5 protein-coding genes and 1 tRNA gene are annotated in these 15,794 nt (G+C 56.7%); 4 read left to right on the forward strand and 2 right to left on the reverse strand.

Annotated elements, in window-relative coordinates:
• Window positions 1–42 precede the first annotated feature (42 nt).
• Window positions 43–6,696, reverse strand: a complete 6,654-nt coding sequence (locus tag U8T64_RS02005) for a S8 family serine peptidase (protein ID WP_322180427.1) — start codon at window positions 6,694–6,696, stop codon at window positions 43–45.
• Between the two features lie 442 nt (window positions 6,697–7,138).
• On the opposite strand from U8T64_RS02005, the gene U8T64_RS02010 reads away from it, so the two are divergent.
• The gene (locus U8T64_RS02010) at window positions 7,139–7,870 is read left to right on the forward strand and encodes a hypothetical protein (RefSeq protein WP_322180429.1); all 732 of its coding nucleotides are present in this window, start codon (window positions 7,139–7,141) and stop codon (window positions 7,868–7,870) included.
• A gap of 628 nt (window positions 7,871–8,498) precedes the next feature.
• Here the strand turns inward: U8T64_RS02010 and U8T64_RS02015 are convergent.
• Window positions 8,499–8,575 (reverse strand) — tRNA-Val (locus tag U8T64_RS02015).
• 307 nt (window positions 8,576–8,882) lie between these two features.
• On the opposite strand from U8T64_RS02015, the gene U8T64_RS02020 reads away from it, so the two are divergent.
• From U8T64_RS02020 to alr, 3 genes are all read left to right on the forward strand, one after another.
• Entirely contained in the window at window positions 8,883–10,145 is a 1,263-nt protein-coding gene (locus U8T64_RS02020; protein WP_322180430.1) for a glycosyltransferase family 2 protein, read from the forward strand.
• Between the two features lie 170 nt (window positions 10,146–10,315).
• Window positions 10,316–14,065 (forward strand): phosphoribosylformylglycinamidine synthase, encoded by a 3,750-nt coding sequence (locus U8T64_RS02025; protein ID WP_322180432.1) that lies wholly within the window; start codon window positions 10,316–10,318, stop codon window positions 14,063–14,065.
• Between the two features lie 512 nt (window positions 14,066–14,577).
• The gene (gene alr, locus U8T64_RS02030; RefSeq protein ID WP_322180434.1) at window positions 14,578–15,765 is read left to right on the forward strand and encodes an alanine racemase; all 1,188 of its coding nucleotides are present in this window, start codon (window positions 14,578–14,580) and stop codon (window positions 15,763–15,765) included.
• Window positions 15,766–15,794 lie beyond the last annotated feature (29 nt).

Raw genomic sequence — 15,794 nt, forward strand, 5'->3', positions numbered from 1 at the left:
AGCGTCGGACGCTTCCTTTTTATCCTATTGCGTTACGCAAAACTATCTCGGAAATTTCCGGCAGTACTCCATGAGCACCTGTGCCACAGCCGCGCGGGTAGAGGTGGTTTTGGGGCTGAGCCTGTCGGCAGATACGCCGTGGATCAGGCCGCTCTCCACCGCCCAGGTCATGGACTCTACCGCGTACTTGCTGACTGAGCCCGCGTCCTTGAAGGCGGAAAGATCGCCCTTGGCCTCCACCGTCTGGCCGCTGAGCTTCGCGAACCTGGCGAAGAAGGATACCATTTCCTCTCTGGTGGCTGTCTTATTGGGCGCGAAGGTGGTCGCGGTATTTCCGGCGGCCAGCTTGTTCTGATAGGCCCACACCAGAGCGTCGGCATAGTAGCTATTGGCCTTGACATCAGTAAAGGGTGTGGAGCCGCTTACCGCGGGAGAACCGGCCAGGCGGTAAAGCACGGTGACGATCTGGGCTCTGGAAATGCCTGTATCCGGCGCGAAGCGCGTTGTGGTTTCCCCATACATCAGGCCGTTTTCCACCACATAGTCGATGGCCTCATGATACCACCTGGAGGTATCTACATCGGTAAATTTCTCAGAGGGACAGTCGTGCACCGGATTATCGCCCGAGGGGCCGGGCGCGGGAGTTACGGGCGTGTTCTCCCCTGCGGGGAGCGTGATCTCCACCGGCGTTCCGGCGGGTTCCTCGGTTACCGTGGCGCCATCCTCAAAGACCTTCACAGTCACTTCCGTGGTCTGGTCTTCCGGCTTGGCCTTGTAGGTAAAGGTCAAATCTACCAGCCTGCCGGTGAACTCCTCAAAGTCGGCATAACCGGCCTTGAAGCTTCCGGCAGCTTTCACGTCGCTGTGAAGAGCTGTTCCGCTGTATTCGGCGGAGCTCAGGGTGAGAACGCTTCTGTCGTATTCCAGTGTAAAGAGGCCGTTGCTGCTGGCGGAAACCTCCACCGGCACCGTTACCGTCTTGGCGACCGGGTCTACTGCCGCCGCTCCGGCGGCCGCGCCTGTGCCCGCTCTGGGAGCTCTTCCCTGAGGGGCGTTCGGCTCGTCCGCGGCCACGGCTTCCGCCGGGGCAGTTTTCGCCGTCTTTTCGATCCCGCCGGTCAAAAGACCTTCCAACTCTGCCTTCTCAGGGATCTGAAGCGGCTCAGTACCGGCAGCTTCAGCTTCCGCAAGCGTCTTTGTCAGGCGGCCTGCCGCGCTTCTGTTTCCGGGGATCGACCCGCTCATCAGGCCCGCCGCGGGCCACACGGTGGCGGGGAACCTCCCAAGCTCATAAATGCCGCCCTCATCGCTGTCCACGTCAATAGCGATCAGCTTTACATAGTCGCCGCCGTCCCACTGGCTCCAGAACAGATAAGGGTTGCCATCGGAAGCAGTGGTATACTCCAGGGAGTTAAAGTAGGGCTTTTCGGTACTGTAGCCGGTATTATCGACAAGCCCGCCGAAGGTATAGAAGCCTTCCTGCAGCTCCGGGATCCCCTGGATATAGCCGAATCCGGTCAGATAGAGGTTTCCGGCGTTATCCACCACCAGGAAATAATCTACATCTGTATCGTACTTTGTATTGTGCACGGTGGTGTAATAGGCGATGCCCACACCGTACAAATTCGTGTTGTCGCCGTTCACACGGGCCAAGCCGTAATAATCGCCTGTCTCGGGATCACACAGGATCAGGTAGCTGGCGTATACGGTGGCATAGAGCTCATAGGCCGGAGAATAGGCCAGATCCATGGCGCCTCCGCCCCAGCCCGTTTCCGCGGTGGGCGTAGCCTCCATGGTGGTGGGGTTGATTTTATAGAAAGAAGAGGTCAGCGTGTCTGTATCCAAAGAGGCCGCATACATACCGCCCTTTCCATCTTTTGCGGCGGCAGCCAGCTGCAGGCTGGTTTCCACCTCTTTATTTTTGGTATAGGCGGGCAGCTTTCCGGTGTTGAACTTGGACCACCAGATCTTACCTTCCTCGTCCCATACAAGAGCGTTCAGATCAGTCTCAATAGACTTTACAGTAACCTCGCAGGTGGCCGTTACAGAGGGCGTGGCCTTGCTGGCCGCCGTGATGGTCACTGTACCGGTGGAAACACCCTTCACCAAACCGTTGGCGTCCACCGTGGCAACGCGGGTATTGCCGCTCTTCCAGGTGACCTCCCGGTTTTCAAGGTTCCACGGAGTAGCCGCGGCGGTGAGCTGCAGAGTGGAGCCCTTCATGACGGTGGCACTGCTTGCGGAGAGGATCACCGCTTCCGCGGCGGAGGCAGGAGTATCCAAATCGAGCGCCGCGTCTTCTCCCTTTGCGGAGAAGAGGGCCTTCAGGCAGAGCTTGCCCAAATCAGAATGCAGCTCTTGAACGGTTCCGGCTTCCACATCGATGGACTGAAGCGGTGCTTCAAAGGTCTCGCTCATATCAAACCTGCCGTAGATCAGCTTTCCGTCCACCCAATCCGTGGCGGCATACTGGAAACTTCCGGGAGCCATCAGGCCGGTAACTGTCACTTCCACAGGGTTTTCCAGCGTTTCCGGAGTATACTTGTAGAGTGTTCCGGTTTCCGCAAGCGTATCAGGATTCACCACATTGACAATGCCGTAGAAGTTCCCGGCATCGTCGATCGCCAAGGTAGAGGTGTTCTGACCCAGCTTGCCCAGGTCTTCGTAAGCTCCGCTCATGGGGTCGATCTTAAACAGATGGGGCGGCGGCTCTTCCTCTGAGCCGTCCAGTACATAGATCAGGGCATAGAGCTTGTGATCTACCGTGCTGTAGGCCATATCCTGGGCCCAGCCGGAATTGCCCTCCAGGGAAACAGAGGCGGCCAGCACAGAAGCGTTCATATCCTCCACAGGCAGGGTATAAAGCTTGACGGAATCAGCGTAAATGCTGTTTTGGTAATCGTTGGCGTCTTCCAGCACGAATACCCGGCCGTTTACGCATTCCGCCGCCACGGCGGTAAAGCTGCCGTTGGCGTAAAGGCCCACATCGCTACCCTTCACGCCGTACCAGTTAGAGCTTAAATCATCATAGAAAATGTAATCGGGATCCTGGATCTCAGGATCCAGGCCGGTATAGGCTACATCAAAGGTAGCGGTATTTCCGGCGTAATCAAACACCTGCACCTTGAACCTTTTACCGACGATCCCATCTACATCCAACGTGGCGGAAGCAACCGCTCCCTTTTCCGTCTGATTGGGAGTTTCCGCGCTTAAAAGCTTCTTTCCGCTGGCGTCAAACAGAGCGATGGCCGCTACATACTGATTATCCTGCGCTTCCAGGGTCAGCTTTTTATCGGCGCTGGCCGCGCCCTCCACGGTTTTCAAAGTGGGCGGAGTGTTATCGATGGTAAGCCGGGTGGTCAGGCTCGCGCCCTCCTCCAGTTCTTCCCAGCGCACGGTATTGCCGTCCACATAATATTCGGGAACAAGGGTCAGGTTCAGATCCACTACGGTATCCTCTGCCAGGGGCTTTCCCTTGGCGTCGGTACCGGCCCAGGAAACAGGCGCCGCGAGGCTGGTTTTCATCCAGGTGCTCTCATTGCTGTAATAGAAAGCGGCTTCCGCGCCTCCCAGCTCCTGGCTCTTATATACCGCTCCGGTGTTCGCGTCTGTAATAGTCAGCCGGGAAGCGGAGGCGTTTCGGATCAGCGCAAAGCTCCAGTTATCAAGCTGGTCGCCGTTTTGGCTGTTCAAAGCGTTGCGCTCCTCCAGATACTGGTCGTCCTTCAGGAAGGTGTTTCCGATAAAGGGAGAAACACCGCTTCCGTCTCCATATTTTACGGTGAGGTAATTCCCATCGATCTGAGGAATGGGGTAACCGTTTTCATCAACTCCGGTATAGAGATACGGGGCGCGCTCCTCGCCGGTCTCGTGGTAATATTCCGCATAGGAGCCCTTATCGAACATGGAAGGGGCACTCCAGCTGCCGTACCAGCCAAGCATAGGAATGCTGTGGCCGGTGCCTACCGCGCCTTCGCTGTCCGGCTGGGCTTCAACGGTGATATAGCCCTCTACATAGAAGCCGTTGGGGGCCTTTGCCAGAACGGCCTCAGCCGCGGAAGTGTCCAGCGTGATCTCGCCGTATACGGTGAGAGAGCCGTCGGCAGGCACGGTGACAGGCTCATCTGCCGCCAGCGCGATATCCTGCAGGAATTTTGCAACGTCGGCCGTGTTTACCGTGCCGTCGTTGTTGACATCGGCCTTATCCTCGTCCTTCTTCAGCGCCGTGCCCTTCACCACATAGTCCAGCAGGGCCTGGGCATCGTCGATATTTGTTACGCCATCGTTGTTAAAATCGATCCCGCCGGTCTGGTCCACTACCCAGGTAACGGTAGAAGCCAGATTCTGGGTTCCCAGCTGCCAATAGGTACCATAAGCATCGCTTTGGGTCGCCTGGGTAAACAGCTGCTCAGAAAGCTGATAGCTGCGGGCCTTGTGATCCATATTGTTGATGGTAAATTTCACACTGTACTTTCCGGCCTTGGCGGGGTCGTCTCCCCACTCTACCTTGACCTTGCCGTCCTCCTGGCCGTCCACCAGAACGTAAGAATCGGCAGAGGTCGCGGCGGCGGTATTCACCATACCGGCGCCCTGGTTCAGAATAGACTGATACTTTCCTGCGCCGTCCTTCAGGGGCGTGGCCGTAGACATGATCAAAGACTGGGCCAGCGCCCGGTCAGTCAGGCCTTCCTGAGAAAGCTCCTGGGTTTCGATATACTGCTTGACCAGCGCGCCGATACCGGCGATCTGAGGCGCCGCCATGGAGGTGCCGCTCATCAGCTGATACTTGCCATTATCGGTCCCTGTGCCATACAGGGACCAGATATTACCGCCCGGGGCGGTAATTTCCGGCTTCAGGCTCAGGTCTCCCGGCACGCCCCAGGAGCTGAAATCGCTCATGGTGTAATCGGGAGAAGAAGCGCTGCCGTTCATGACCTTGGAGCTTCCCAGCACGGTGATCTGCCCGGTGGCGCCGGTGGCCTTAATTGCCTGTCCTTCCGCCTGGGTGATGGAAACGCAGGGCATGGTTCCGCCGGCGTTTACGAAATCGTCCAGCGCCATGCTGATGGTACCCGGCTGATTATTCACAACGATACAGGCGGCGGCGCCCTTCTGGAAGGCAACCGTGGCCTTTTCCACAAAAGAGGTATCCCCGCGGTTGACAAATACCACCTTTCCTGTCACATCGCTGGTATAGTCAGCCGCCGCGCCGATCTTATCCAGGTACACATAGTCAAGGGCCGTGCCGCTCTTATCGGCGCTCACGTCCAAAGCGGAAAAATTCCCAACGGTATCGGTGGGGATCACCAAAGTACCGCTGCCATAGGTAAAGCCCATGCCGATCATACCGTTGTTATCCACCGAGGCAACGGTAAAGGCGTTGGTGTAGCTGCCGGGCGAGCCTACCATGTCAAAGCTGGCGTCGTCGCTGTACAGGGCGCCCACCTCGCTGCTTTCCGCCCAGGTGCCGGAGTTGCCGGCGGAAATGACCACCAGGGACTGATATTTCACAAAGGAATCCAGGATCTTCTGGTACTCATCGTTGCCGTAGGCGGCGGTACCGGGGTTGCCGGAACCCAAAGAAAGGTTGATGGTGTCGCAGCCTAAAACAACTGCGTCCTCAATGGCCACCATATAATCGGAATCATAAGCGCCGCCGTTGTTGCCGAACACCTTCATGACCAGGACCTGAGCGTCCGGCGCGTCGCCGGTCATATGTACCTCGTCCATGGCGGAAGCAAAGGTGCCGTCCGCCTTTTTCAGGTAGCGGTTGGCCGTGGCGATACCCGCCACATGAGAGCCGTGATCGCCCTGGGTATCATTGTCATGGGTAATGTCGAGGTCCTTATCCACATAGGCATAGCCGTAAGGGATCTTTGTGGTGCGGTACAGCTGAGCGGCAGTCACCTTAGCGCCGTCCCGCTTGTAAGCATTCAGCTGGGTCAGCTTACTTTGGATCTCAGCCTGGTTCAGCAGCTTATAATCCGCCACCGTTTTTCCGTCCGCCGTGGCGTCCTCTTCCAAAGCATGGTCAAAGGCCGCGGCATTCATGGACTGATGCTCGGTTTTGAGACCGGTATCGATAATGGCCACACGCATGCCCTGGCCCTTATATTTGTTGTTCCAGGCCTGGGTGGTGCCGGTCATATCGCTGGAGATCTGCATGTTGGGGTCGTCGCCGCCCACAGAGGCCACCATAGGCTCATACTGCGTTTCCACGAAGACGTCCTTTACGCCCTCCAGCGCCTTGATCTCTTCCAGCTTGCCGTATTCCACATTGGCGGAAATAATATTCGCCGCCAATGTCAAATTCCACACTACGTCCAGCTTTTTCCCTTGCAGGACTTCCCGCGAAATGGTATTCGCCATAGCGTCCTGCTGGGCTTCCAGCTTGCTGCGATAGGTTTTCGCCGCGGTATTGGAGGCGATGTCGCCGTCCGCCGCCTTGGGGAACCGCAGCAGGGTAGGTTTATCCTCCAACACGATGGACACACGAACCGTTTCTCCCTCCGCATAGGGCGGCTCTTCTTCCTTTTCGGCCACGGACTGACGGCTCAAAGCAGCCGTTACCGTGCTGTTGTCTGTTTGCTCCCATGTCCACTGGCCGTCTTCCCCGGCTTCTGCCGCAAGAGCCACAGGCATGGCGCCGATCAGCAGAGCCGCGCTGAGCAGCACCGCCAAAAGACGTTTCCACACTTTTTGTCCATTGCACTTCCTCCTGTCTTTTTCCGCGCGCAAAGCACGCCAACTCCAATGACTGCAAGGCAATCATTTTTATACCTCCAGCGCTGGGCTGTAACGGTACCATTCTACTGTCAGTATAACGCCTGAGATTTTTAACGTCAAAATGCAGGAAGAAAAATGAAATCTCCCAGAATATCGACAACTGAGAAAACCTTGCTAGCGCCCCTGAACAATGTTATATATTACACCTGTTTCATTCTTTTGTCAAGGGTTGTTTGCCAGTTTTTGCAAGTTATCAAAGTTAAAACTGCAAAATATTTTCTTTTCCTTCTCTTTTGTAACTTTTTGTTTTCTGTTGAGAAAAAACCAGCCAAGCGGCGCTGGATTTTTTCGGACATTTCTTCTATAATGTAAAAAAGTCTGCCCGCATGGCGCGCAAAAGGAGAAATAGCTTATGAATACTGTGGTTCACGCTCTGCTAAGCGAAAAAACCGAAAACCACATTCTGCCCTTTTTCTGGCTTCACGGAGAAAAGGAGGCTGTTCTGCGGGATTACATGAGGGCTATTCATTCCTGCGGCATCGGCGCGGTGTGCCTGGAAAGCCGCCCCCACCCCGACTACCGCGGCCCCCGGTGGTGGCAGGATGTGGATATTATTTTGGACGAAGCCAAGCGGCGGGGCATGAAGGTCTGGATCTTGGACGACAGTCATTTCCCCACGGGCTTTGCCAACGGGGCCATGAAGAACGCTCCCCTGGAGCTGCGCCGTCAGGGGCTCTGCTATCGCGGCCAGGAACTTGCCGGAGGGGAAATCAGCCTGGATACCGGCGCGTTTCTGCAGGCCCCCAACCGCAAGAGTTCCGGGCCCTTCGGCCTGGCGGTGGAGGACGCCCCCTCTCTTCCCGAGGACACGCTTCTCAGCGTTACCGCCGTGGAACAGACCACGGGAGAGCTGCGGGACCTTACAGAGAACGTGGAGCCGGACAGAAGCCTGCGGGCCTCCCTTCCCCGGGGAACCTGGCGACTGGGGCTCTGCAAGCCGCTGATGGAAAAGCCCTGCTATGCACCACTCAAAAATCCCGATGTTTTCCAAGGCGTGTACCTGGATTATGGCGTTCCTGTGTGGAATAATGGAGAAATCGATATAGCGCCGGAATATCTCTATGAACGCAGCAAAGCAATGTGAAAATAGCGACAACGTCCCGCCAGAGGCTCATAGCGGCGTTTTCACCGTAAAAAAGAGCGGGAAGCGGACGCATAGCTTGACCACGGGATCAGCCCTACTGGGGAACGGGTAGCGGCCTTTTATGAACAATCCCAAAACGGAAAGCAAAGAAATCCTCAGCGCCACGGAATATAAGCACGTGGAAAGCATTGGGCGGGTGTAGATCGTCCCAAACCTTGGCAAAAAGAAAACTCCCGATCTCTGCGATGGGGATATTTAGAATATTCTTGAGAAAGCGGCGGCAATGGGACGATCAAAGAAAACCATACAGGATATAAGCGGCATGATAACTGGCCTTTTCCAAAGAATATTAACCCCGGAAAAAACCGCCGAAAAATAAAAGTGTGTTATTAAGAGTGTTATTTATAAAGAGAAAACCCGCAAAAACTCAATGTTTAAGCGGGTTTCTTTTGGTGGGCGCTAACGGACGCCTGTGCTGCGCACCGGCATGGCTTGAAGCATAGCTTCCGCGCCATTTTGCCCTAAAATTGTCCCACCGGGGCAATTTCCAAACTGGCAAACCGTCTTACGGTTCAAGTCCGCTAGCAAAAAAATCGAAGGGAGGACGCAGGGTCCTCTCTTCGACTTTTGGTGGGCGCTAACGGACTTGAACCGCTGACCCCCTGCACGTCAAGCAGGTGCTCTAGCCAGCTGAGCTAAGCGCCCAAATATTGCTGTATTATCTTACACGATTCTTCGGAAAAAAGCAAGTCCTATTTCCTGTTTTCCCGGAAAATTTTCAAAAATGCCTCATTCGTCATAAATTTTTAAGAAAATCGTTCTGTTCTTTTTTAGACTTTTCCAATATCCTTATGGTAAATTTTCTGCTATACTGGACGCTGGATATTGTTAAAATTGCGGGTGCGGTTGAAAATTTTTTGAAATTTTTCTGAAATACTTAGAGCAGCTGCCATGCGGCGGTACTTGTTCTGAACAGAAAGGTTCGGCAAAAGAAAGAGGGGTATTTCCAATTATGAAAACACTTTCTTACATAAATTTCGCGCTGGCGGCCATTTTTGCCGCCTGCTGCTTCTACCAGGCTGTGTTCGCCATTGTGCGGCTTTCCGGAAAACGCCGCCGGTTTCAGACGCGGAAGCTGTGCCGGTACGCGGTGCTCATTGCCGCCCGGAACGAACAGGCCGTGATCGGTCAGCTGTTGGACAGCATTCGGGGGCAAGAGTACCCCGCGGAGCTCATTGACACCTATGTGGTGGCGGATAACTGTACCGACAGTACCGCTCAGGTGGCGGCCTCCCACGGGGCTATGGTCTATCAGCGGCAGAACAAGGCCCAGGTGGGCAAGGGCTTTGCCCTGGCGTTCCTTTTGGGAAAGCTTCAGGAGGAGCACGGGGAAAAGCGCTATGACGGCTATTTTGTCTTTGACGCCGATAACCTTCTGGACCCCCATTACATTGCGGAAATGAACAAGGTGTTTTCCTCCGGTCACCGGGTGGTCACCGGCTACCGAAACACTAAAAATTTTGAGGATAACTGGATCACCGCCGGGTACGGCTTATGGTTCTTGCGGGAATCCGAATATCTGAACCGCCCCAGGGATACGCTGAATATCGGCTGCGCCGTGTCCGGCACCGGCTTTCTGTTCGCCGACAGCATTTTGAAGGAGCAGGGCGGCTGGGATTGGTTCTGCCTGACGGAGGATCTGGAATTTACCGCGGAAATGGTGATCCGGGGAGAAAAGATCGCCTATTGCGGCGACGCCGTTCTGTACGATGAACAGCCCAGCAGCTTTAAGCAGTCCCTTCGCCAGCGTTCCCGGTGGATCAAAGGCTATTTTCAGGTCATTGCGGAGCACGGCGGGGATCTGCTGCACACCCTTACCGCCACCGGCCGCTTTGCCTGCTACGATATGTTGATGAACACCATTCCCGCGGCGGTGTTGACCGTTTTGAGCTTTCTGGTAAACACGGTCATGTTCTTTGTGGGCATGGTTTCCGCCCGCCATGAAATGGGGCTTTTCGCCTTTTCCGTGATCAGCGCCCTGGTAAACTCCTACGGCGTGCTGTTTCTCATGGGCCTGATGCCCCTTGTGACCGAGCGGAAGCGGATCCGCTGCTCCCGCCGGAAACGGGTGCTTTACGCCTTTACCTTTCCCCTCTTTGTTTTCACCTTCGGTATTGCCATGCTGCTGGCGGTATTTGGCAATGTGGAGTGGAAGCCTATTCGCCACTCGGTGGCGGTGTCCATTGGAGATTTGAGCGATCCCTCTCAGAAATGATTTTGTGTAGAACAGAGAACTTTTCTAAAAAAAGTGGAATTTTGTTTCCACAAAAAAGCTTTTGTGATACAATAGCAACGACAAATGTCGTTGCTATTTTCTGTGTTCCCTTTTCAAAATTTTGAAAAGGGAACCGAATCAAATTCTCATAAAAAAGGGGAACCGGCAGCATGGTAACGAGAGTTTTTGTGGAAAAGAAAAAGGGATACGATATCGAGGCCTCTCACCTCAAGGCGGATCTTACGGGAAACTTGGGCATTTCCGGCGTGGAGGAGGTACGCATTCTCAACCGCTACGACGTTTCCGGGCTGAGCCCGGAGCAGTTTCAGGCGGCAGCCCGCACCATTCTTTCCGAACCCAATGTGGATACCGTGTACGGAGAGGAGTTCCGCCTACCCGGAGAATACCGGACCTTCGCCATGGAATACCTGCCCGGCCAGTATGACCAGCGGGCGGATTCCGCCGCCCAATGCGTGCAGTTTCTCACTCAGGGAGAGCGCCCCGCCGTGCTTTCCGCCAAGGTCATCGGCGTAAAGGGACAGGTTTCCGATGGGGAATTTGAAAAGATCAAGGCCTATCTGGTGAACCCGGTGGAATCCCGCGTTGCCTCCATGGAAAAGCCCGAAACCCTGGAGCTTGACGCCGCCGTTCCGGAAAACGTGGCCCGCGTTTCCGGCTTTATTCAGTGGAAGGAAGACGAAATGAAGCGGTATTTCGATTCCATGGGCTTTGCCATGACCCTTTCCGACCTGCTTTTCTGCCAGACCTATTTCCGGAACGAGGAAAAACGGGACCCCACTGTAACGGAGCTGCGGGTGATCGATACCTATTGGAGCGACCACTGCCGCCACACCACCTTCCTGACCCGTTTAGACGAGATCGAGATCGAGGCCGGGCCCCTTCACGATGCGGTGGAGGCCGCCCTGAAGCAATATCTCACTGTCCGGGAGGAGCTGTACGCCGGAAAGGACAAGCCCGTCTGCCTGATGGACATGGCCACCATCGGCGGAAAGTCCCTTCGCAAACAGGGCCTGGTGCCGGATCTGGACGTCAGCGAGGAAATCAACGCCTGCTCTATTGAGGCCCCCATTACCGTAGACGGCAAAACGGAAACCTGGCTCATTCAGTTTAAGAATGAGACCCACAACCACCCCACGGAGATCGAGCCCTTCGGCGGCGCGGCCACCTGCCTGGGCGGTGCCATTCGGGACCCCCTTTCCGGGCGTGCCTATGTGTACCAGGCTATGCGCGTCACGGGCTCCGGTGATCCTACCGTTCCCTTTGAAAAGACTTTACACGGTAAGCTGCCTACCCGGAAGATCACCACCGGGGCCGCCGCCGGCTATTCCTCCTATGGCAATCAGATCGGCCTTGCCACAGGACAGGTCACAGAGCTTTACGATCCCGGCTATGTGGCAAAGCGCATGGAAATCGGCGCGGTGATCGGCGCTTCCCCCAAGGCAAATGTCCGCCGGGAGGAGCCCGCCCCCGGAGATACCATTCTTCTGCTGGGCGGCGCTACCGGCCGGGACGGCATCGGCGGCGCCACCGGCTCCAGCAAGGCCCACACGGAAAAATCCGTGGAGGTCTGCGGCGCCGAGGTGCAAAAGGGAAATCCACCTACCGAACGGAAGCTTCAGCGGCTGTTTCGCAACGCGGAGGCCGCAAGGCTCGTCAAGCGCTGCAACGATTTCGGCGCGGGCGGCGTGTGCGTTGCCATCGGAGAGCTGGCCCCGGGCCTTGAGATCGATCTGGATCGGGTACCCAAAAAGTATCAGGGCCTGGACGGCACTGAGCTTGCCATTTCCGAATCTCAGGAGCGCATGGCGGTGGTGGTGGCCCCGGAGGACGCGGAGCGGTTTTGCGCCCTTGCCTCTGAGGAAAACCTGGATGCCCAGGCGGTGGCTGCGGTCACCGAAGAACCCCGGCTGAAAATGGAATGGCGGGGAGACCGGATCGTGGATCTGTCCCGCGCCTTTTTGGATACCAATGGCGTTACCCAGAACGCCCGTGCAAAAATTTCCGCGCCCCAAGGAGAAAACTACCGCAGTGCCGTACCGGAGCAGTTGCGGGGCTTATCCGCCGCGGAGGCTTTGAAGAAAAACCTTTCCCGGCTGCAGGTCTGCGGCCAGAAGGGCCTTTCGGAACGGTTCGATTCCAGCATCGGCGCTTCCACGGTACTGATGCCCTTCGCGGGCCGGTATCAGTTGACCCCCGAGGAGGCCATGGTGGCGAAGATCCCCCTGCTGGAGGGAGAAACCGACGACTGCACCGCCATGTCCTATGGCTATATTCCCGGCATTGCCCGGTATTCCCCCTTCCTGGGGGCCCAGTACGCCGTGGTGGAAAGCCTGTCAAAGCTGGCCGCCGTAGGGGCGGACCCCTTAAAGGCCCGGCTTACCTTCCAGGAATACTTTGAGCGCCTTCACGAGGACCCCGCCCGGTGGGGAAAGCCTGCCGCGGCCTTACTGGGGGCACTGTCCGCCCAGCTGGGGCTGGGGCTGCCGGCCATCGGCGGCAAGGACAGTATGTCCGGCTCCTTTGAGCAGCTGGACGTGCCCCCCACCCTGGTCAGCTTTGCCGTAGCCATGACAAAGGCCAGCAAAACCCTTTCCGCCTCTCTGAAGCATCCCGGCGCTAAAGTAGTGCTGCTCCCCATTCCGGAACGGGCGGACGGCACGCCGGATTGGGACGGGCTAAAAGCATATTACCGTTCTGTTCTGCGCCACATGGAGGCAGGGGATATTCTTTCCGCCGGTGTGGTGCGGGAGGGCGGCGCAGCCGCCTGTGTGCTGAAAATGTGCTTCGGCGAAAAGCTGGGCTTCAAATTTGAAAAAGGCCTTTCCAGAGAAGCGCTGTTTGCCCCCAAGGCCGGGGCGCTGGTCATTGAGCTTTCCAGCGAGGCCGAGCTCCATTACAGCCGCGGCGCGGTGCTGGGCCGTACCACCGGCACGGGCATGGTGGAGCTGGAAGGGGAGAAGATCGGCATTGACCAGCTGATCGACGCCTGGAACGGCACTTTGGAGAAGATCTTCCCCAATTCCGCGGAGCCCGGCAGGCTTACAGCGGATATCCCCCTGTGGGAACGCCGGGAGCAGAAGGCCCCTGCCATCAAAACGGCCAGGCCCCGGGTGTTTATTCCCGCCTTCCCCGGCACCAACTGCGAGGTAGACAGCGCCCGGGCCTTCCGGAAGGCAGGCGCGGAAACTGAAATTCTGGTGGTGAAAAACCTCACCCCCAAGGATATTGAGGAAACCATCGACCGCATGGAGCAGGCCATTCGCCGGGCGCAGATCATCATGCTTCCCGGCGGCTTCTCCGGCGGGGACGAGCCGGAGGGCTCCGGCAAGTTTATTGCTACCACCTTCCGCAACCCCAAGCTGGCTCAGGCGGTCACCGACCTGCTGGAGCAGCGGGACGGCCTGATGCTGGGCATCTGCAACGGCTTCCAGGCCCTGATCAAGCTGGGCCTGGTCCCCTATGGAAAGATCACAGAACCCAAGGAAAATGACCCCACCCTGACCTTCAACGCCATCGGCCGCCATGTGTCCCGTATGGCATACACCAGGATCACCAGCGTAAAATCTCCCTGGCTGGCGGGGGTGACCGTCGGAGAGCTCCACACCATTCCCGTTTCTCACGGTGAGGGCCGCTTTGTGGCGGACGACGCCACCCTGAAGCGGCTGGTGGAAAACGGGCAGATCGCCACCCAGTATGTGGACCCCAACGGTACGGTGTGCGGGGAGACCCTTTGGAACCCCAACGGCTCTGTGTGCGCCATTGAGGGCATCACCAGCCCCGACGGCAGAATTCTCGGCAAAATGGGCCATTCCGAGCGAAAGGGAAAAGATCTCTACAAAAATGTTCCCGGCAAAAAGGATCAACTTCTCTTTGAGTCCGGCGTAAAATATTTTAAGTAACGGGCGGCGAGCCGCCGCAGGCAACACTTGTGTTGCCTGCACTCGTGAAGCTGCCTGGTACGGGAAATCGGTTTCTGACCCGACCGCAAACTGAGCGATAAATTGGAATCTATTTGCCCTTAGCCTCCCCTTGTTTACAAGGGGAGGTGGCATGCGTAAGCATGACGGAAGGGATCGGGCTTGCACAGAAAGCCGCATCAAATCGCTGGATTTCAATCCTCTCAGTCAGCCGAAGGCTGACAGCTCCCCTTATAGATAAGTGGAGCCGAAGGGCAATGCAATTTATCGGTAAGCCGCTTTCTTCCCATCTGTCATTACTGAACAAAAAGCAAAGCAAGCTTTGCTTTCTTGTGAAGAATCTCGTCCTTTGTCCTTTTGCCCTGGAATTGAGAGCGAGATTCTTCGTAAAGAAGCGAAGCTTCTTTTCCTCAGTAATGACAACGGAAAGGAGAACTCGCCCTTCTCTAACAACTAACTACTCACTACTCACTACTAAAATCCGGGGTGACAAAATGAAGGAAATCCTCAGAAGAACCTGGGCGGAGATCGACCTGGACGCTGTGGCACGCAATTTTCAGGCGGTGCGCCGGGCCGCCCACCCAAACGCCGGGGTGTGCTGTGTGGTAAAGGCAGACGCTTACGGCCACGGGGCCGTGCGCATGGCAAAGGAATATGAGACCTTGGGGGCGGACTGGTTCGCCGTTTCCAATCTGGAGGAGGCCTTGCAGCTTCGGCTTTCCGGCATCGAGAAGCCCATTCTGGTGCTGGGCTTTACTCCCGCCGAGGAAGCAAAAACCCTGTCCGGGCACAATATTTCCCAGTGCGTTTATTCTCCCGAATACGCAGGGGAGCTTTCCCGCCACGCCTTCGAAGCCGGCGTAACGGTGAAGATCCATGTGAAGGTCGATACCGGCATGAGCCGCCTGGGCTTCTATTTTCAGGATATCAACCGGGACGAGGGCGCCGTGGAGCAGATCAAGGCCGTCTGTTCTCTGCCCGGGCTGTATCCGGAGGGCATTTTCACCCATTTTGCCGTGTCCGACGACGGCAGGGAGGGAGACGCCTTCACCATGCGCCAATTCGGCTGCTTCAAGGAAATGATCGAGGCCCTGCTGCGGGAGGGCCTTTCCTTTGAAGTGCGTCACTGCGCCAATTCCGCCGCCATCTTCGACTATCCTCTCTCCCACCTGGACCTGGTGCGGGCGGGCATCGTCATTTACGGCCTGTACCCCTCCGATGAGCTGCGGAACCGCCCTTCCCTTTCTCCCGCCCTTTCCCTGTATTCGGTGGTGTCCCATGTGAAAACCATTCAGGCCGGGGCTACCGTCAGCTACGGAAGAGAATTTACGGCGGACAAGGCGCTGCGGGTAGCCACCATTCCCATCGGCTACGCGGACGGCTACCCCCGCCGTCTGGCCCCCGGCGGCGCTCAGGTGCTGATCCACGGCAAGCGCTGCCCCATTTTGGGCCGGATCTGCATGGACCAGCTGATGGCGGACGTTTCCGCTTTGGAAGACGTAAAAATCGACGACCTGGTGACCCTCATCGGCAGAGACGGCGAAGAGGAGATCACCGCCGGCGAACTGGCTGCCCGGGAGGGCACCATCGGCTATGAGGTGATCTGCGCCCTCTCCAAGCGCGTCCCCCGAGTCTACCTGAAGCACGGCAAGGTAGACAGTATTTATAACCAGTTGATTTAAAGACCAGTATTCAAAAGGGAACCTCTAAA

Origin of the sequence: Neglectibacter caecimuris, assembly GCF_034335015.1 — a bacterium.
In the GTDB taxonomy this organism is placed as follows: Bacteria; Bacillota; Clostridia; order Oscillospirales; family Acutalibacteraceae; genus Acutalibacter; species Acutalibacter caecimuris_A.